This is a genomic window from Nonomuraea maheshkhaliensis, from assembly GCF_039529435.1.
GTDB classification, from domain to species: domain Bacteria; phylum Actinomycetota; class Actinomycetes; order Streptosporangiales; family Streptosporangiaceae; genus Nonomuraea; species Nonomuraea maheshkhaliensis.
This window is the reverse complement of record NZ_BAAAMU010000085.1, coordinates 26,947-45,542: the sequence shown is the minus strand read 5'-3', so window position 1 is coordinate 45,542 and position 18,596 is coordinate 26,947. Positions and strand designations below refer to the sequence as shown.

Sequence of the window (18,596 nt, the reverse complement as noted above, 5' to 3'; positions counted from 1 at the left end):
GCCACGATCAGCAGCGTCGCCGCGGCCGCCGGGGTCTCGCGGGCCACGGTGTCGCGGGTCATGAACGGCTCGCCGAGCGTGCATCCCGAGCTGGCCGCCAGGGTCAGGGCCGCCGCCGAGGCGCTCGGCTACGAGCCGAGCGCGGCCGCGCGCAGGCTCGCGCTCGGCCGCACGGGCACCGTCGCGCTGGTGGTCCCCGACCTGTCCAACCCGCTGTTCCAGAACGTGCTGCGCGGGCTCAGCCAGGCCGCGGGCAAGGCGGGCTGCCAGTTGCTGGTGGTCGAGTCGGACGAGGACCCGGAGGAGGAGGTGGTCCTGGCGCTGGAGGCGCGGCGCAACTGCGACGGGCTCGTGCTGGCCTCCCCCAGGACGCCGGACGAGCGGCTGCGTGAGCTGAGCGAGCGGCTGGCGCCGTTCGTGCTGGTCTACCGGGAGGTCGCCGGGCTGGGCGCGCCGTCGCTGTCGATCGACAACCGCGCCGGCATCGGCGAGATCGTGGCCCACCTCACCGCGCTGGGCCATCGCCGCCTGGCCTACCTGGCCGGCCCGCCCGCCAGCGCGGGCAACGCCGAGCGGCTGGCCGCGCTGCGCGCCGCCCCCGGGCTGGAGCTGACCGTGCTGCCGTGCGGGTCGATGTTCGACCACGGCCACGCCGCCGCCGCCGCGGTGGTGGAGTGCGGGGCCACCGCGGTCGTGGGCTTCAACGACATGGTGGCCTCGGGCGTGCTGACCGGCCTGCGCGAGCTGAACGTACGGGTGCCCGGCGAGGTCTCGGTCACCGGGTTCGACGACATCGCCTTCGCCCGCTACACCTCGCCGCCGCTGACCACGGTGTCCATTCCGGCGAACGAGCTGGGCCGGCAGGCGTGGGAGCGGCTCTGGGCGCTGATGAACGGCGAGAGCGGCGGCTACAACGTGCGCTACCAGCCCCGTTTGCTCGTCCGCGACAGCACCGGCCCCGCGCCGTCCTAGACACCGCTCCCCCGGCGGCTGAACATCGGCGGAGCATCCTGCGTACCTCCTCACGAAGCGAAGGACGAGGCGACGCGGAGGAGGCGGGACGGTGACGATGGCCGGGCTCGGACGGATGGCGGGCGCCATGACCGTGACCCTGACGGTGGCCGTCGCGGTGGCGGTGACGGGCACCATGGCCGTGCCCGTCACCGCGCTGGCCGACCCCACCCCCGCCCAGGCCAGGGCCAAGCTGGTCAAGCTGAACGAGCAGGCCGACCGGCTCGTCGAGCGCTTCAACCAGGCCACGGAGACCTATCGCAAGGCCAGGAAGAAGTACGAGACGCTGGACGCCGAGCTGCGCGCCAAGCAGGCGCAGGCCGAGGCGCTGCGCGGCGAGGTGGCCGAGCTGGCGCTCAACGACTACCAGATGGGCGGCCCGCTCGGCTGGCAGCGGTACGTGGTCCAGGGCGACCCCACGGCGATGCTCGGCGGCATGGCCTCGCTGGAGCAGATCATGCAGGACCGGGCGGCCAAGGTGCGCGCCTTCCACAGCGCGACCGAGGACCTGCGCCGGCGGCGCGACGCGGCCAAGGGCGTGCTGGCCGAGGCGGAGAGCGCGCGCGACGACGTGCGCGAGGAGAAGGCGAAGGTGGAGAAGCTCGTCGGCGAGCAGACGAAGCTGCTGCGCAGGCTGGGCGCCTTCAAGACCGGCAACCCGCGCAGCACCGGCATCACCTACACCGGCCCCGCCTCAGGCAACGCCCGCGAGGCGCTGCAGTTCGCGTTCGGGCAGGTCGGCAAGCCGTACCGGTTCGGCGGCACGGGGCCGGGCTCGTGGGACTGCTCGGGCCTGGCCCAGGCGGCCTGGCGCGCGGCCGGTGTGCAACTGCCCCGCACCACGTACACGCAGTGGGCCTGGGGCGCCGCCCGGCGCGTCCCGGTGAGCCAGGCGCAGCCCGGCGACCTGCTGTTCAGCAGAGGGCTCGGGCACATGGGCCTGTACGTGGGCGACGGCAAGATGGTGCACGCGCCGCAGACCGGGGACGTCGTCAAGGTGGTCGTGCTCGACGACTACTGGCGCAACCGCCTCATCGGCGCGGTCCGCCCCTGAGGCCCTTGACCCCTGCTGACCACCGCGACCTGACGCATGCTGACGGCCGCGTCCGGGCGACGTCCCCGAACGGCGCCCCGCTACAGGTTGACGGGCGCGCGGGTGAACACCGGCCCCGCGTGCCGCCCGGTCGGCACACCGCCGGCCGGCACCGGCACGGTGGCCAGCATCTGCCCGGCCAGCTTCAGCTCGAACATGACGCCCATCGCCGCGTCGAGATGCCCTGGATCGCCGTCCACGCAGCGCTGCAGCGCGTCCAGCAGCCGGGTGAACGTCACCCTGAACTGGTGCACGCGCCGCCACGCCTCGCTCTCCGGGTCGAGGTCGGCGGGCCGCTGGTTGGGCGTGAGCGGCCACACGCCGTCGGCGTCGAAGGGGTACGGATCGCCGCTGTAGGAGAAGCCCTCAGGCGCGGAGGGGTCGCGCACCAGGCGGCGGCCCTTGGCGATGGCGGCGAAACGGTAGTAGTGGGCGATGTCACCGTCGGGATCGACCGGCGAGTCCGGCGTGCCCTCGCCCTCCTCCACGATGAGCCCGATGGCGCGGGCGGCGTCTTTGGTGGTCCTGATCGGGAAGAGCCGGTCGGCGCCGAACCACGCGGGCGCGACCACCTGCCGCCGCACGTCGCCGGGCAGGACCTCCTGAGGCAGGGCGAGCAGCGCGTCGGACAGCGTGCGGTAGAACTCGCCGATCGTGGCGAACTCCGGCGGCTCGGCCACCCCGTCCGCCCGCCGGAACACGAGCGGGTTCTCCGGCTCCTCGATCCGCATGAACACCGACTCCATGAGCCCGAGGGAGAACGGTTCGAGCCCGACGACGAGGTCCTCACCGATGCCGAGCGGCAGCGGCCCCGGATATTCGGTGACGAAGCCGGGCGCGTCGAGCGCCGGCCTGGCGCCGAGGGCGTTGAGCAGGTTGCACCCGATGAGCAGGTGCAGCATCTCGTCCACGACGACGTCGTGCACGGCCCACCAGATGTCGCGGTTGCGGCCCGGCTTGAGCGACAGCATGGCGGTGAGGTACGGCGGGATGGTGGCGAACTCCAGCCGGACGGCGTCCTGGACCCGTGGGACGAGGTCGGCGGGCTGCTGCGCCCTGGCCAACTCGTCGACGGCGGCGCGATCGATCCTCAGCATCGGTCAGTCACTCCCCTCTGCGGCGCGGTCGGTCCTCGGCATCGGTCACTCGCTCCCTTCGGCGGCCCGGTCGAACCGCCTCCTGATCCGTTCCGCGCTCTCGTGCGCGGCCGTCGTCTTGGCGACGGACTCCCGCTCCGCCCGCCCCGGCACGGCGCGCGCCATGGCCCTGGGGCCGGTGGGCAGCCCGCGCAGCCAGCGCAGGATCGTGGCCCGCTTCGGCTCGGACAGGTCGCGGGTGACGGGCATGTGGTTGGGGTCGGTGATGTCGCGCGACAGCGCCAGCAGCATGGCGGCCCGCCAGGGCTTGACGGACTCCAGGTCGCCGAGGTTCACCAGATGCTCGCCCATGATCGGATAGTGCAGGGCGTAGGGGGCCAGGAGGCGCCGCACCTCGCGTTCGAGGTCCTCGTCCGCGGGCGGGAGGTGGGCGTCGCGCACGTGGGCCACGATCACGTCGAACCTCGGGTCGAGGCCGGAGCCGTCGAGGTCGAGCTCACCGTCCTCGGTGACGCGCGTGCTGTATCCGACCTGTTCGACGACGCCGTCGAGCGCGCCGCGCGGGTTGCCCGGGTCTCCGGCCGAGAACGTCACGGTGGCGGTGCCGCCGGGTCCGGTCTCGACGGTGGCGGGTCCGGTGAGCACGGCGCCGGGGCCCTGGGCGGAGGCGAGGTGGATGCTCAGGCCGGCGGCGGGCGCGCCGCGGCGCCGCGCGTGCAGGGTGGCCGTGGCCGAGGCGCCGGCCTCGACGCGGTGCACGAAGTCGTCGGCCCTGACGTACAGGCCGTCCGCGACCTCCCTGGAGACGACGAGCAGGCCGCCATCCGGTGCGGGCGTGACCAGCGCGAGGGGGCGCCGGGCGAGCGCTCGGGCGGCTTCGGGAGTGAGCGGGAGCGAGACGACGCCCGCGGGCGGGAGGTCCGGGAGCAGCGAGACCGTGCCGAGGTCGAGCCCGGCGCCCGGAGGGAGGACGTCGCCCGCCGCCACGTCCTCGCCGGGCAGGACGGCGACGCCGATCGCGGCCGCCGCGGGGTGCACGGTCCCGGTCGCGCCGGCGAGCGGGTAGGCGTTGCCGAGGTCGAGCACGAGCCGGTCGCCGGTCCCGGCGGCGATGGCCGCGGCGATCGGGACGTCCTCGGTCAGCATGCCCCCGTCGAGGCGGCGGCCGGCGACGAACGACATCGGCTCCCCCGCCCGCCACGGCCCGACGCAGCCGGTGAGCCTGCCGGTCGCGAAGGTGACTCCGCCGCGCCTGGCGTCGATCCCGTACACGTTGAGGCCGATCGACAGCCGCTGCGGCGACGCCTCGCGCATGGCGGCCAGCACGGGGACGGAGCCGGCGCCCGGGCCGTACTCGACGTCCTCCAGGACGGAGATCCACGAGGCGCCCAGCCCGCCGAAGCCGTCGCCGGGGACGCGCTGCCACAGGTCGCGGAAGGCGGCGGGCCGGTAGCGGCCGGACAGCAGCGTCTCGCCGCCGTGGCCGGTGAGGCGGACGGTCAGCCCCCAGATCTCGGTGGAGAACTGCCAGTCGGGGTCGAGGTCGGCGAGCTTGGCGGCGGCCCGGTCGCGGGTGGCGGCCACGACCAGCCCGAAGGCCGGGTCGTCCGCCGGCAGCGGCGCGCCGGGCGCGCTCTCCCCTCCGTCGACCACGCAGCCGAGCAGGTCGAACGTGCCGCCGCCGTACGGGTTCCAGCCCGGATCCGGCACGCCGCCCGAGCCGAAGGAGGACGGGTCGTTGTTCATGGTCGGCACGTCGCTGAGGAACCGGCCCGCGAAGGTGACGCGCGGGCTGTCGAGATGGCTCATCGTGGCGCTCCCCCTGTCCGTTCGGTATCGGATCGTGCGAAGGACGCTGAAATCGGGATCCGTCCCCTTCAGCTCCCACCACACACTGAGACGGCCGCGCCGGTCCTGAGACTGCCCTCAGGGATAGACCTCAGGAACCGTTCTCCGGGCCGCACTGCCGGATTCTTCGCGACTTTTCCGGCTGCGCTCGGGTACGGCATGCTAATGATCTGTAAGCGCCCGCCCGCGACGACCGCGAGCCGAGGCCACGATCATGCGCGCTCCCAGCAATGATCACATACCGCAATCGAGCGGACACCAATCGTCAATCGAAGGTTGTGAGACTCATCGAGACACATGACGGAGGTACCCGATGCCCTTCCTGACCCAGCTCGCCGACGTCGCCCGCCGCACCGGGCGCCCCGTGACCGAGGTGGGCGGCTGGAAGACCCGCGGCCACGGGCCGCAGCCGGAGGTGCGGGGCATCGTCTGCCATCACACCGCCGGACCGGCCGGAGGCGGCGACTACCCCTCGCTCGCGGTGGTGCGCGACGGCCGCCCCGGGCTCGACGGGCCGCTGTCGCACTTCGGCCTGGGCAGGTCGGGGGGCATCTACGTCATCGCCGCCGGGCGCTGCTGGCACAACGCCCCCTCGACCTCGCCGCGGCACGACAACTCCAGCTCGATCGGCATCGAGGCGGAGAACGACGGCTCCCAGCCGTGGCCGGAGGTCCAGCTGGACGCCTACCGGAAACTCTGCGCCGAGCTGTGCCGGGCGTTCGGGCTGCCCGCCTCGCGGGTCAAGGCGCACCGTGAGGTCAACACCTCCAAGCCCGACCCCCACTCCATCGACATGAACGCCTTCAGGGCGGCCGTCGCCACCCTGATCAACGGCGGGCCCGTGCCCGCGCCCGGACCATCCACCCCATCCTGGACGGAGGAGATCTTGAGAGAGCTCCCGCTGATCAAGCCCGGTGACGACAACTTCGACGTCAAGACCGTCAGAGGCTGCCTGTTCGCGCGAGGGCACGTGCCACCGGCCGCGTACGCCGGCATCCAGGACGGCCTGGAGGGCTGGCTGAAGACCACGCAGTGCGACAACGGGCTGGTGGAGCTGGTCCGCGGCTTCCAGCGGGCCGAGGGCATCGACGAGGACGGCCTCGTCGGGCCCGCGACGTGGGGGCCGCTGCTGCGCGTGTAGCCGGCCCCGGAGCCTGAGCCCTGCCGCAAACGGGCGGGACGGGCCCGCGGCGGGGGGCGTGCCATACTTCGGGGATGGCGCGGATCGTCTTCATCGGGGTCGGTGACGTGGAGCTGACGCGCCGCGTCGCCTCCGCCCTGATGCTCACCCCCTCGCTGCGCGGCGAGCTGGAAATCGTGCTGCACGACGACGACCCCGGCCGGCTGGCGACCACCGAGCGGCTCGTGCGCGCGCTCGACGCCGAGGCGCGGGCGGACGCGAAGATCCGCAGCGTGTTCGACCGCCGGCAGGCGCTCAAGGGCGCCGGGTTCGTCGTCGCCCACCTCGACGTCGGAGGGTTCGAGGCGACGCTGCGCGACTTCGAGATCCCCCACCGCTACGGCCTGCGCCAGACCATCGGCGACACGATCGGCATCGGCGGCGTCTTCCGCGGGCTGCGCACGATACCCGTGCTGGTCGAGCTGGCCGCGCAGATGGCCGAGGAGTGCCCCGACGCGTGGCTGCTGAGCTGCAGCGACCCGATGGCGATGACCGGGTGGGCGGTGCACGAGGCGACGGGGTTCGAGCGGTTCGCCGGGCTCTGCCACTCGGTGTGCGACACGCACGCGTACCTGGCCGACCTGGTGGGCCGCGACGAGGACGAGGTGAGCTTCCTCAGCGCGGGCCTCAACCACCAGTCGTTCGTGCTGCGCTTCGAGGCGGGCGGGCGCTCGCTCTACCCGGAGCTCGACGCGGTGCTCGACGCCGACCCGCAGCTCAAGCGGCACGTCCGCGCCGAGCTCTACCGCACCTTCGGCTACTTCCCCACGCAGTCGAGCGAGCACGCCGCCGAATACGTGCCCTGGATCATGCGTCACCCCGACGAGACCGCCAGGCTCGGCGTGCCGGTCGAGGAATACCTGCGCCGGGTCGGCAAGAGCCTGCACCTGTACGAGGAGACGCGGCGGGCCCTGTCCGCCGGTCACCCGCTGCTGATCCGCTGGCAGCACCAGGAGCCCGCCGCGGCGGCGATCCTGGCCATGCTGACCGGCGAGGAGAAGGAGATCCACGTCAACGTGGCCAACCGGGGGCTGATCGGCAACCTGCCCGAGGGCAGCTGTGTGGAGGTGCCGGCCGACGTCGGCGCGGGCGGGGTGCGCCCCCGGGCCGTGGGCGACCTGCCCGTGCAGCTCGCCGCGCTCAACCGGACCTTCCTCAACGTGGTCGAGCTGACCGTGCGCGCCGCCCTCGACGGCGAGCGCTCGCACGTCTACCACGCCGCGATGCTCGACCCGAACACGGCGGCCACGCTGCCGCTGCCCGCGATCGAGCGGCTGTGCGACGAGCTGATCGAGGCGCACGGCGACCTGCTGCCGCCGGCGGTCCGTGCATGAGCGAGTCGATGCCGACCGAGGTGCGGCGCGAGCGCATGCTGGCGCTGCTCACCGAGCAGGAGTTCGCCAGGGTCGCCGAGCTGGCCGAGGCGTTCGGGGTGTCCAGTGTGACCGTCCGCGCGGACCTCGACGCGCTGGAGGAGCAGGGCCGGGTGCGCCGGGTACGCGGCGGCGCCGTGTCGGCCGGGCCCGCGCCGCACGTCGAGCCGTCGTTCGAGCTGTCGCTGGGCACGGCGGCGGTGGAGAAGTCGCTCATCGGGAAGATCGCCGCCCGGCTGGTCGGCTCGGGCGAGAGCGTGCTGATGGGGGCCGGCACCACGACCTCCTACGTGGCCAGGGAGCTGGTCGCGCGCTCCGACCTGACCGAGGTGACGGTGTTCACCAACGGGCTGCGCACGGCGCTGGAGCTGGAGCCCGCGCTGCCCAGGATCTCGGTCGTGGTGACCGGCGGCAGCCTGCGCCGCCAGCAGCACTCGCTGGTCGACCCGCTGGGCGGCAAGCTGCTGGAGGGCATCAGGGCCCACACCGTCATCCTGGGCTGCGGCGGCGTGGACGCCGCGGGCGGGGTGACCAACGTGAGCCTGCCCGACGCGGAGATGAAGCAGCGCATGTTGCGCGCCGCGGCCAGGAAGATCCTGGTCGCGGACGCGTCCAAGCTGGGCGTGGTGGAGATGGCGCCGATCTGCGCGATCGGCGAGATCGACCTGCTGATCACCGGCGAGTCGGCCGACCCGGAGTGCGTGGCGGCGCTCAGGGACAAGGGCCTGGAGGTCGAGATCGCCCGCTGAGCGCCGGGCTCACCCCCTCGGCACCGACATCACCCGCCGAGCACCGGGGTCACCCGCGCAGGGCCTCCGGGAGGAGGTCGCCGTGAGCGCGGGTCAGTTCGTCCGCCATACGCCAGATGTCCTCCAGCGGAAGTGACGCGGCGGTGTTGGGGTCGATCATCAGCGCGTGCCTGACGTGGCGGGGCTCTCCTTCCAGCGCGGCACGTACAGTGAGCTCATTGACGCTGACATAAGTCCTGTTCAGAGCGGCGAGTTGCGGGGGCAGAGCACCGACCGCGGTCGGCCTGACGCCCGTCGCGTCGGCCACGCAGGGCACCTCCACCACGCAGCCGTGCGGCAGGTTCGAGATGAGCCCGTCGTTGACGACGTTGCCGTAGACGACGCGGGGGGTGCCGGTGACGATGCTGTGGATGATCTGGGGGGCGTACTCGTCGGTGCCGGCGATGTCCAGCTCACCGCCGTGCCGGACGAGGTCGCGGGTGCGCTTGTACTCGGCCAGGTTCTCCTCGCTGACCCGCAGGTACTCCCCGACCGGGATGCGCAGCCGGTCGATCTCGGAGTCGTGGTGCATCAGCCAGGGCACGTACTCGGCGGAGTGCTCGCTGGTCTCGGTCGGGTAGTAGCCGAGCCGCCGGTACATGTCCACCCGCACCCGGCGGCGCAGCTGTGGGTCGTCCACGTCGAGGAGCGGGTAGAGGTCCCGGCCGTCGCGCTCGAAGCGCAGCACCCACGCCTGGTGGTTGACGCCGGCCGCGAGGTAGGTGATCTCCTCGTACGGCACGTTCACCAGCTCGGCCAGGTCCCGCATGGTCCAGTAGACCGAGTGGCACAGGCCGACGACGTTCTTCACCTTGCCCGACAGGTACCAGACGTTCATGGCCATCGGGTTGGTGTAGTTGAGCAGGAGCGCGTCGGGGCAGACCGCGCCGATGTCCGCCGCCAGCGCGTCGAGCAGCGGGAACGTGCGCAGGGCGCGGAAGATGCCGCCCGCGCCGATGGTGTCGGCGATGGTCTGGCGCAGCCCGTACCTGGCGGGGATCTCGAAGTCGGTGACGGTGGCGTCGTAGCCGCCGACCTGGACCATGTTGATCACGAAGTCGGCGCCGTCGAGCGCCTCGCGCCGGTCGAGGTGGGCGGTGACGGTGGCGGCGTCGCCGGTGATGCGGCGGGCCACGGCCTCGGCCACCTGGAGGCGCTCGGGGTCGATGTCGTGCAGGGCGATGCGCATGCCCCGCAGCTCGGGGAACTTGACCAGGTCGGCGAGCAGCCCGTGGGTGAAGACCACGCTTCCCGCGCCGACGAACACGATCTTCTTCATGCTGTTGCTTCCTCCCAGGTGGGCTGGGCCGCGGTGCCCCCGGCGGCACGGGTGGAAAGGGTGCCGCAGGCCACGGCCACCGTCATGGCCTGGCGCAGCGGGCGTCCGCGCAGGAGCGCGGCGAGCAGGCCGGCGTCGAAGCTGTCTCCCGCGCCGACGGCGTCCACGACGGTGGCGGGCGGGGCCGGGATCTCGACGAGCTCGCCGTCGGCGAAGGCGACCGCGCCCCGCTCGCCCCGCTTGACCACGGGCAGCGTGCCTCGGTCGGCCAGCTCCCTGACGGCCTGCTCCAGCGTGGTGGCGCGGGCGATGGCCAGGGCCTCCGGCTCGTTCGGCAGGAGCACGTCGGTGACGGGGAGGACGTCCTCCAGGCCGGCCCAGCGGCCCGCCGGGTCGTCGTTGGTGTCGAGGGAGGTGGACGCGCCCGCGGCCCTGGCCAGCCCGAACAGCACGAACAGCCCGGCCGCCAGCAGCGGCTGCAGGAAGTACGACGACACGACCTCGTGGGCGGCCCGCTCCAGCAGCCCCGGCGGCACGTCGGCCGCGCCGAGCCGGTCCAGGCAGCCGGGGGCGGTGAGGATGGCCCGGTCGTCGCCGTCCACCAGCGCCACCGTCATGGCGGTGGGCACCGCGGGGTCGACGACGCAGGCGGACACGTCCACACCGCCGGCGCGCAGGGCGTCCAGGACGAAGGCCCCGGCGGGATCGTCCCCCACTCGCCCGACGAACGCGGTGCGCAGGCCGAGCCGGGCGGCGCCGTACGCGGTGATGGCGCCGGAGCCGCCGAGCACCAGGCCGGCGGCGGGGACGAGCTGCTCACGCTGGCCGAACTCGGGGTGGCGAGGCGAACCCGACACGATCACGTCCGGGTTGGCGTCGCCGACGACAAGAAGGTCGAAGGTCGTTCTGGACACCACGGCACGGTCCCAGGAGTTGTGAAACCTTGTCAAGCCTTGCGCTTTTTCGAAGGTATTGACAAGACTTCGAAAGTAACCATGATTGGCTCCAACATTCCGGGAGGAGCATCCACAGTGCGAAGAAGAACCGCGGTGGCCCTGGTCACGGCGATCATCCTGGCGGCCGCCGGCTGCGGGGGGTCGCCCCAGGAGGGCGCCAAGACGGTGGACCCGCAGGCGAAGGTGAAGCTCACCTGGTGGACGGGCCAGACAGCCGACGCAGAGAAGATCCTGGAGGGTCTGGCGGCGGAGTTCACCAAGAAGCACCCCAACGTGACCATCGACGTCTCCTCGGGGGCGTCCACCACCGACGAGCTGCTGCAGAAGCTGTCCGCCGGTTTCGCCAGCGGCGTCTACCCCGATATTTCGTACTCTTTCGGGAACTGGGCGTCGCAGCTCCAGGAGTCGGGCAAGACCCTGGACCTGACGGAGAAGGTGAAGGACCCGGCGGTCAAGTGGGACGAGTTCGCCGCCTCCGCCCGTGCCACCGCGACGCCGAACGGCCAGGTCATCGGCTTCCCCGCGATCGTGGACAACCTCTCGCTGCTCTACAACAAGAAGCTCTTCGACGCCAAGGGGGTGCCGTACCCGACCGACGAGTGGACGTGGGACGACTTCAGGGCGGCCGCCAAGAAGCTCACCGACCCGGCGGCGAAGATCTACGGGACGGCGTACTCGGTGAGCGGCTCCGAGGACACCACCTGGCACTTCTGGCCGCTGCTGTGGCAACGCGGCGGCGCCATCCTGTCGCAGGACCAGAAGCAGGCCGCGTTCAACGGCCAGGCCGGGGTGGACGCGCTGGAGTTCCTGCGGGCGATGGCGGTGGACGACAAGAGCGTCTACCTCGACCAGACCGACGAGCGCTACGCGCCGCTGTTCGGGGACGGCCGGATCGGGATGATCATCAATGGGCCGTGGACGCTGTTCGACCTGAAGCAGAAGAAGACCGACTACGGCGTGGCCTTCCTGCCCGGCACGAACGGCGATCACCAGACGGTCTCGGGCCCCGACCTGTGGACGCTGTTCGACAACGGTGACGCCAACCGGGCCTACTGGTCGTTCGAGCTGATCAAGTGGCTCACCTCGGCCGAGGGCGACTCCCGGTGGAACCTGGTCCAGGGCAACCTGCCGCTGCGGACCTCCGAGACGTCCCTGCCCGCCTACCAGGACTACGTCAAGGAGTACCCGGGCGTGGAGAAGATGGTCGCGAACATGGCCAACGCGAAGCAGGCCCGGCCCACCGTCAGCGGATACGTGGAAATGTCGCGACATGTCGGGGAAGCCATCGCCAAGGTGCTGCAGGGCGCGTCCGCGCCGAAGGCGGCGCTGGACGAGGCCGCGACCAAGTCGGCCCAGGCGCTGGCCGGAGGCTGACCATGTCGCTGCTGTTCGCCGGGCGGCGCCAGAGCACCGCCCACCGCGCGGCGATCCCGTCCGGCAGGGTGCGGTGGCTGCACCGCACCCTGGTCGGCTGGGGGTTCGCGGGCCCCGCCACCGCGCTGGTGGTGGGCCTGTCGATCTTCCCCGCGGCGTGGGCGTTCCTCATCTCGCTGCAGAAGTGGAACGGCATCGCCCCGGCCAAGCCCATCGGCCTGCTCAACTACCAGTTCATGGCCCAGGACCCCGATCTCTTCGCGGCGGTCCAGCACACGCTGGTGTTCACCGTGCTGTTCGTGCCGTCGTCGATCTTCCTCGGGATGCTCGTCGCCGTCGCGCTCAACCGGCCGATCAAGCTGGTCGGCTTCTACCGTACGTGCATCTTCATCCCCTTCGTCGCCTCGGCGGCGGCGACCGGCATCCTGGCCAGCTTCGTCTTCAACCCCCAGTACGGCGCCGCCAACAGCCTCCTGCGCGTGCTCGGCCTGCCGCAGCAGCAGTTCCTGGAGAGCCAGTCGCAGGCGCTGGCCGTGATCTGCCTGATCGCGCTGTGGGGGCAGGTCGGCTTCACCGTGGTCGTCTACCTGGCCGCGCTGCAGGACATCCCCAAGGACGTGGTCGAGGCGGCCCGCATGGACGGCGCCAACCGCTGGCAGGTCTTCCGGCACGTCACGCTGCCCGCGCTCGGGCCGGTCACGGTGTTCACCTCCATCTGGCAGACGATCACCGCGCTGCAGCTCTTCGACCTGGTCTTCACCACGACCAGAGGCGGTCCGCTGGGGGCGACGCAGACGATCGTGTACTACGTCTACACCCAGGCGTTCAAGCTCACGAAGTTCGGCTACGGCTCGGCCGTCGCCTACGGGCTGTTCGCCGTGACCATGCTGATCACCGTCGGGATGATCCTCTACTCCCGGCGCAGCAAGATCGAGGCCTTCTGATGAGACGTCTGCCGTTCAGCCCCTGGCATCTGCTGCTGATGCCGCTGGCCCTGCTGTTCGCGCTGCCGCTGGTGCAGATGGTGCTGACCGCGTTCATGCCGGACGGCGACATCAACCGCTTCCCTCCCCGCTTCATCCCGAGCCGGCTGCAGCTCGACGGCTTCATCGGCCTGTTCAGCCAGTCGCAGGCGCTGCGCTGGCTGCTCAACACCGTCATCGTGTCCACCATCGCGGTGGTCGCGCATCTCGTGCTCTGCTCGATGGCCGGCTACGGCTTCGCCCGGCTGAAGTTCTTCGGCAAGAACGCCGGGTTCCTGATGATCCTGGCCACCATCATGATCCCGGCCCAGTTGCTGATGATCCCGACGTACGTGATGTTCACCCGGCTCGGCCTGATCGACACCCTGGCGGCGGCGTTCGTGCCGTGGCTGGCGTCGGCCTTCGGGATCTTCCTCATGCGGCAGTTCTTCCTGTCGCTGCCCGCCGAGCTGGAGGACGCGGCCCGCATCGACGGTTGCACCACGTTCGGGGTGTTCTGGCGGGTGGTGCTGCCGCTGGCCAAGCCGGCCCTGGCCACGCTCACCGTGTTCACCCTGCTGGGCTCGTGGAACGACCTGATCTGGCCGCTGGTCGCGATCAGCGACGAGAGCATCTACACGATCCAGCTCGGCCTGGCCAACTTCCAGGGCACCCGGCACACGCAGTGGTCGCTGCTCATGGCCGGCAATGTCGTGGCGACGATGCCGCTCATCATCGCCTTCATCGTGGCGCAGCGGCAGTTCGTGGCCACGATGACGTTCAGCGGCCTGAAGGGGTGAGGCGGGCCGGGTTCAGCGGACCAGCCGGAAGAACGCGCGGACGTCGGCGACCAGCAGGTCCGGCGCCTCCATGGCGGCGAAGTGGCCGCCCCGGCCGAACTCCGACCAGTGGATCACGTTGTGCTCGCGCTCGGCGACGCGGCGGATCCCGGCGTCCCCGGGAAAGACCGCCACCCCGGTGGGGACGTCGGACTTGTCCACGGGCTGCCCCCAGTCGGTCGCGCCCTCCTTGTACAGGCGGGCCGACGACCCCGCGGTGCCGGTGAACCAGTAGATGGAGACGTCGGTGAGCAGCTGGTCGCGGTCAACGGCGTCTTCGGGCAGGTCGCGGGCGGGGTCGGTCCACTCCTTGAACTTCTCGGCGATCCAGGCCAGCTGACCCGCGGGAGAGTCGTGCAGGCCGAAGGCCAGCGTCTGCGGGCGGGTCGACTGGATCATGGCGTAACCCGAGCGGTCGTGGTCGGTGTAGAGGGCCAGCCGGGCCCGCTCCGCCTCCGTCAGCCCCTCCGTCTCGCCAGGCTCGAACGACGGGAAACCCAGGGCGCCGTTGACGTGGACGCCGGCGACGTTGCCCGGCGCGACCCGGCCGAGCTCGGGAGAGACCAGCGCGCCGGTGTCGCCGCCCTGGGCGCCGTAACGGTCGTAGCCGAGGCGGTGCATCAGCTCGGCCCAGGCGCGGGCCACCCGGCGCAGGTTCCAGCCGGTCTCGCGGGTGGGGCCGGAGAACCCGAAGCCCGGCAGGGAGGGCGCCACCAGGTGGAAGGCGTCGGCCGGGTCGCCGCCGTGGGCGCGCGGGTCGGTGAGCGGGCCGATGATCTGCATGAACTCGGCGATCGAGCCGGGCCAGCCGTGCGTGAGGACCAGCGGGAGCGCGTCCGGCTCGGGCGAGCGCACGTGCATGAAATGCACTGTCTGGCGGTCGATCTCGGTGGTGAACTGCGGGTAGGCGTTGAGCGCCGCCTCGTGCGCGCGCCAGTCGTACGTGGTCCGCCAGTACTCGGCCAGTTCCCTCGCGTACGAGGTCGGGACCCCGTAGGCCCAGCCGATGCCGGGCAACTCGTCCGGCCAGCGGGTGCGGCCCAGCCGGTCGCGGAGGTCGTCCAGGTCGGCCTGGGGAATGTCGATGCGGAACGGGTCGATGGTCGTCATGCCTCAGACGTTAGAAGCCGCCTAGGACGAATACGGTCCTAGCTCGGAGGCAGAATGGGACCATGTTGGAGACCTCGGCCCGGCTGCTCAGACTGCTTTCCCTGCTGCAGACCCATCGTGACTGGTCCGGCGCGGAGCTGGCGGAGCGGCTGGGCGTCACCACGCGCACCGTGCGCCGCGATGTGGACCGGCTGCGCGAGCTGGGCTATCCCGTGCACGCCACGCCCGGCGCGCCGGGCTACCGGCTGGGCGCCGGGTCCGACCTGCCCCCGCTGCTGCTCGACGACGACGAGGCGGTCGCGATCGCGGTGGGGCTGCGCACGGCCGCCGGCGGCACGGTCGCCGGGATCGAGGAGACGTCCGTGCGGGCGCTGGCCAAGCTCGAACGCGTGCTGCCCGCGCGGCTGCGGCGGCGCGTGCACGCGCTCCAGTCGATGACGGTGCCCATGACGGGAGCCGCGGCGCCGGTCGACGCCGGCGTGCTGACCGCCATCGCCGCGGCCTGCCGGGATCATGAGGGACTGCGGTTCGACTACCGCTCGCACGACGGCAGGGACAGCGTTCGTTCCGCCGAGCCCCACCGGCTCGTGCACTCGGGGCGGCGGTGGTATCTCGTCGGCTGGGACGTCGAGCGGCGCGACTGGCGCACGTTCCGGGTGGACCGGATGCGGCTGCGGACGCCGGGCGGGCCACGTTTCGTCCCCCGCGACCCGCCCGACGACGACCTCGCCGCCTACCTGTCCCGCGCGATCTCCAGCGCTCCGTACCGGTACCGGGCGCGCGTCGCCATGCACGCGCCGGCCGAGGTCGTGGCCGAGCACATGCCGCCGACGATGGGGACGGTGGAGCCCCTCGACGACCGCACCTGCCTCCTGCTGTGCGGCGCGAACACCCTCGACGAGATCGTTGTGTGGATCGCCCTGATGGACATCGGGTTCGAGGTGCGCGATCCGCCCGAGCTGGTCGAGCGGGTCGGCGCGCTGGCCGACCGTCTCCGGGCGGCGTCCCGGTGAGGCCGGCTCCATTCCGGGTCAGCCGGGGACGGCGGTGCGGAGGAGCTCCGGCACCTCCGGGAGATCGCCTCGCTTGAACAAGTTGTTTAAAACAATGAGTTGACAACAACATGCGTCATGCCGCATGGTTGAACGCATGTCGCCCTCTTCCTCTGACCCCTTCGCCGCGCCACAGCCCGAGCAGGCGCGGGCCCACCGGGTCTACGCGTCCCTGCACCGCATCTCCGAGCGGCACGCCGCCACCGACGAGCAGCGCGGCAGGCAGGCGCACCCCTCGGCGCTGGGCGCCCACGAGGCCGTCAGGCTCGTGTCGTTCCTGCTCAGCGGGGCGGCCCAGGTGCAGGACGGCGAGCCGGAGGTGGATCACGCCGACATCACCGCGGCGCTGAGCCTCGTTCCGCTGATGCGCGCGGAGATGGACGCGCTGGAGGCCGGGCTGCTGGAGATGGCCAGGGGGCGGGGCATGACCTGGCAGGACATCGCGTTCGGCCTGGGCCTGCGGACCGCGCAGGCGGCCAGGCAGCGCCACGAAAGACTGGCCGGCCGTGCGACGGCCGACGAGGACATGGCCGGGCCGGAGTAGCGACCGCCCAGGCCCAGCGCAACGTGCGGCGCGGTGCCGTCCGGGCGGCACCGCGCCGGAGTCGTCAGCCGGCCGTGGCCGAGTTGCCCAGCGCCACCGGGGCGGGGCGTTCGCAGGTGCTCTCGACGTCCACCGATCGCCCGGACTCGGCCGAGGCGAGCAGTGATTCCATGATGTCGAGCACGTGGATGCCGAGCGTGCCGCCCGCCCTGGGCTCGCGGCCGAAGGCGAAGTCGATCAGGCCCACGCCGCGCCCGGCCTCCTCGTATCCGGCCGACACCGGAAGGGGACTGGCCTCCTGCTCCCCCAGTCGCGTCAGCAGCACGGTGCCGTCGAAGCGGTTGGGGTCGGGGACCACGAGCGAGCCCAGTTCCCCGTGCACCTCGATGTTGGGCGCCTTGGTCGCCACCGCGTCGAAGCTCATCACCAGCGTCGACAGCGCGCCGGACTCGTGCACGAGCACGCCGGTCACGTGGGTGTCCACCAGGACCGGGATCTCCTCGCCCTGGCGCGGGCCCTTGCCGATCGTGCGCTTGGACCGCGTACGGCTGGCCGCCCCGATGACCGTGGCCACCGGGCCGAGCATGGTCACCAGGCTGGAGATGTAGTAGGGGCCCATGTCGAGGAGCGGCCCGCCGCCCGGCACGTAGTAGAAGTCGGGGTTGGGATGCCAGCGCTCGTGCCCGGGCGTCAGCATCGTCGCCGTCGCCGCCACCGGCCGGCCGATCAGCCCGTCGTCGATCGCCACGCGGGCCGTCTGCGTGCCGGTGCCGAGCACCGTGTCGGGGGCGCACCCGACCCGCACCCCGGCCTCGGCGGCGGCCTCCAGCACGCGCCGCGCGTCCGCGCCGGTCGCGGCGAGGGGCTTCTCGCAGTAGACGTGCTTGCCCGCCGCGATGGCCTGGAGCGCGATCTCGGCGTGGGCGGCCGGGATCGTGAGGTTGAGCACGGTGTCAATGCGCGCGTCCGCCATCAGGTCCGGCACGCTCAGGACCTCGACGCCCGCGTACGGCCGCACCGCCTCCCGCGCCCGGTCGAGATCCAGGTCGGCCACCGCCACCAGGTTCACCTGCGGCAGCCGATCGATGGTCTGGAGGTACTGGGCCGAGATGGCCCCGCAGCCCACGATGCCGAGGTTCACCGGCTGGCCCACAACATGCCCCTTTCGATGATCGTGCGCACGCTGTCGTTCTCCAGGACGTCGAGGCTGTGCCCGGGGGTGGCGACGAAGATCTTCCCGTTGCCCCATCGCCGGGTCCAGATCGCCGGCGAGGTCACCTCCCGGTGCCAGGGATCCCACGGGCGCACCTTCTGCGTCGTGGTGGCCAGCACGTCGATGTAGGCGTCGCTCAGCACCCAGTACTGCTCGGTGACGAGGTCGAAGTCGGCGATCCCCTGGGTGATGGGGTGGTCGGCCGCCTCGGGGAGCATGTTGACGGTGTAGGGGACGAAGTTGTGCCGTTCCGTGCCCGCGTCCTCGTCGTCGGGGTGCTTGCCGGGGTGGCAGGCGAACTGCCCGCCGATGAGGTGCAGGTAGTCGGAGGAGTTGCGGTAGGAGTCGGCGATCCCGCCGTGCCAGCCCGCCATCCCCGTGCCCGCCTCGATCGCGGCGCGCAGGCCCTTGAGCTCGGCCGGCTCGATCTTGCCCATGGTGTAGCACTGGACGATGAGGTCTACTCCGGACATGTACGCGGGGTCCGCGTAGGGCGCCGGGCTGTCGGACAGCCGTACCTCGAAACCGTTCTTCTCAAGGAAGGGTACGAAGAGGTCGGTGGCCGCCACCGGGGCGTGCCCTTCCCAGCCGCCCCGCACCACGAGGACCGTGCGCGTGTTCTCGCCCGCCATGCATTCGCCAATCGCTCGATGAACCATAAATCGGCCGTGGGCCGCCAAAGACATAGAAGCGGCACACTTCGCCAATTGTGTCTGAGTCTGGCGGAAAACTCCCGTTGATATTGCTGCCGATGACGCCGGGATTGTCGGGATTGCGGCACGACGCACAACGGGCTGGTCAGCGAGGTGATCGGCAGGGTGGGTGGCTGGTTGGAGTGGATGCTCGGGGCGGGCTCGGCACGGGGGTGGTCGGGCAG

The 18,596-nt window shown here is 71.8% G+C and carries 17 protein-coding genes; 10 read left to right on the top strand and 7 right to left on the bottom strand.

Going from position 1 to position 18,596, the window contains the following annotated elements; genetic code table 11:
* Positions 1-972: LacI family DNA-binding transcriptional regulator (locus tag ABFX54_RS39415; protein WP_346111921.1), on the top strand; the 972-nt coding region annotated here is incomplete at its 5' end.
* A 97-nt stretch (positions 973-1,069) separates the two neighbouring features.
* Positions 1,070-2,065 carry a C40 family peptidase gene (locus ABFX54_RS39410; RefSeq protein ID WP_346111922.1) on the top strand — a complete coding sequence of 332 codons (996 nt, stop codon included), beginning with the start codon at positions 1,070-1,072 and terminating at the stop codon, positions 2,063-2,065.
* Positions 2,066-2,145: 80 nt separating this feature from the next.
* On the opposite strand, the gene ABFX54_RS39405 is transcribed toward ABFX54_RS39410, so the two are convergent.
* Both ABFX54_RS39405 and ABFX54_RS39400 read right to left on the bottom strand, forming a co-directional pair.
* Positions 2,146-3,201: a ferritin-like domain-containing protein gene (locus ABFX54_RS39405; RefSeq protein ID WP_346111919.1), complete on the bottom strand. Its 1,056-nt coding sequence runs from the start codon at positions 3,199-3,201 to the stop codon at positions 2,146-2,148.
* A gap of 45 nt (positions 3,202-3,246) precedes the next feature.
* The gene (locus tag ABFX54_RS39400; protein WP_346111918.1) at positions 3,247-5,010 is read right to left on the bottom strand and encodes a hypothetical protein; all 1,764 of its coding nucleotides are present in this window, start codon (positions 5,008-5,010) and stop codon (positions 3,247-3,249) included.
* 352 nt (positions 5,011-5,362) lie between these two features.
* Between ABFX54_RS39400 and ABFX54_RS39395 the strand changes: the two genes are divergently transcribed.
* From ABFX54_RS39395 to ABFX54_RS39385, 3 genes are all read left to right on the top strand, one after another.
* Positions 5,363-6,190, top strand: a complete 828-nt coding sequence (locus tag ABFX54_RS39395) for a peptidoglycan recognition protein family protein (protein WP_346111917.1) — start codon at positions 5,363-5,365, stop codon at positions 6,188-6,190.
* Between the two features lie 74 nt (positions 6,191-6,264).
* Positions 6,265-7,563 (top strand): family 4 glycosyl hydrolase, encoded by a 1,299-nt coding sequence (locus ABFX54_RS39390; RefSeq protein WP_346111916.1) that lies wholly within the window; start codon positions 6,265-6,267, stop codon positions 7,561-7,563.
* Complete coding sequence (locus ABFX54_RS39385; RefSeq protein ID WP_346111915.1) at positions 7,560-8,351, top strand: DeoR/GlpR family DNA-binding transcription regulator; 792 nt, start codon at positions 7,560-7,562, stop codon at positions 8,349-8,351. Before ABFX54_RS39390 ends, ABFX54_RS39385 begins: the two co-directional genes overlap by 4 nt.
* A gap of 49 nt (positions 8,352-8,400) precedes the next feature.
* Here the strand turns inward: ABFX54_RS39385 and melA are convergent, their stop codons facing one another.
* Both melA and ABFX54_RS39375 read right to left on the bottom strand, forming a co-directional pair.
* Complete coding sequence (gene melA / locus ABFX54_RS39380) at positions 8,401-9,669, bottom strand: alpha-glucosidase/alpha-galactosidase (RefSeq protein WP_346111914.1); 1,269 nt, start codon at positions 9,667-9,669, stop codon at positions 8,401-8,403.
* Positions 9,666-10,583 (bottom strand): carbohydrate kinase family protein, encoded by a 918-nt coding sequence (locus tag ABFX54_RS39375; protein ID WP_346111912.1) that lies wholly within the window; start codon positions 10,581-10,583, stop codon positions 9,666-9,668. Before ABFX54_RS39375 ends, melA begins: the two co-directional genes overlap by 4 nt.
* Before the next feature lie 117 nt (positions 10,584-10,700).
* Here ABFX54_RS39375 and ABFX54_RS39370 point away from each other — a divergent pair, with 117 nt between their 5' ends.
* The 3 genes from ABFX54_RS39370 to ABFX54_RS39360 are packed head-to-tail and all read left to right on the top strand — an operon-like array spanning position 10,701 to position 13,761.
* Positions 10,701-11,999 (top strand): ABC transporter substrate-binding protein, encoded by a 1,299-nt coding sequence (locus ABFX54_RS39370; RefSeq protein WP_346111911.1) that lies wholly within the window; start codon positions 10,701-10,703, stop codon positions 11,997-11,999.
* A gap of 2 nt (positions 12,000-12,001) precedes the next feature.
* Positions 12,002-12,943, top strand: coding sequence for a carbohydrate ABC transporter permease (locus ABFX54_RS39365; RefSeq protein WP_346111910.1), 942 nt, complete (start codon positions 12,002-12,004; stop codon positions 12,941-12,943).
* Complete coding sequence (locus tag ABFX54_RS39360) at positions 12,943-13,761, top strand: carbohydrate ABC transporter permease (RefSeq protein WP_346111909.1); 819 nt, start codon at positions 12,943-12,945, stop codon at positions 13,759-13,761. The genes ABFX54_RS39365 and ABFX54_RS39360 overlap by 1 nt, the downstream gene beginning before the upstream one ends.
* A gap of 12 nt (positions 13,762-13,773) precedes the next feature.
* Here the strand turns inward: ABFX54_RS39360 and ABFX54_RS39355 are convergent, their stop codons facing one another.
* Positions 13,774-14,910, bottom strand: a complete 1,137-nt coding sequence (locus ABFX54_RS39355; protein WP_346111908.1) for an epoxide hydrolase family protein — start codon at positions 14,908-14,910, stop codon at positions 13,774-13,776.
* Positions 14,911-14,972: 62 nt separating this feature from the next.
* Here ABFX54_RS39355 and ABFX54_RS39350 point away from each other — a divergent pair, with 62 nt between their 5' ends.
* Both ABFX54_RS39350 and ABFX54_RS39345 read left to right on the top strand, forming a co-directional pair.
* Positions 14,973-15,923: a helix-turn-helix transcriptional regulator gene (locus tag ABFX54_RS39350; protein WP_346111907.1), complete on the top strand. Its 951-nt coding sequence runs from the start codon at positions 14,973-14,975 to the stop codon at positions 15,921-15,923.
* Between the two features lie 136 nt (positions 15,924-16,059).
* Positions 16,060-16,506: a DNA-binding protein gene (locus ABFX54_RS39345; protein ID WP_346111906.1), complete on the top strand. Its 447-nt coding sequence runs from the start codon at positions 16,060-16,062 to the stop codon at positions 16,504-16,506.
* A gap of 64 nt (positions 16,507-16,570) precedes the next feature.
* Here ABFX54_RS39345 and ABFX54_RS39340 read toward each other — a convergent pair whose 3' ends face one another.
* Entirely contained in the window at positions 16,571-17,659 is a 1,089-nt protein-coding gene (locus ABFX54_RS39340) for a Gfo/Idh/MocA family protein (protein WP_346111905.1), read from the bottom strand.
* Positions 17,644-18,351: a ThuA domain-containing protein gene (locus tag ABFX54_RS39335; protein ID WP_346111904.1), complete on the bottom strand. Its 708-nt coding sequence runs from the start codon at positions 18,349-18,351 to the stop codon at positions 17,644-17,646. The genes ABFX54_RS39340 and ABFX54_RS39335 overlap by 16 nt, the downstream gene beginning before the upstream one ends.
* Positions 18,352-18,596 lie beyond the last annotated feature (245 nt).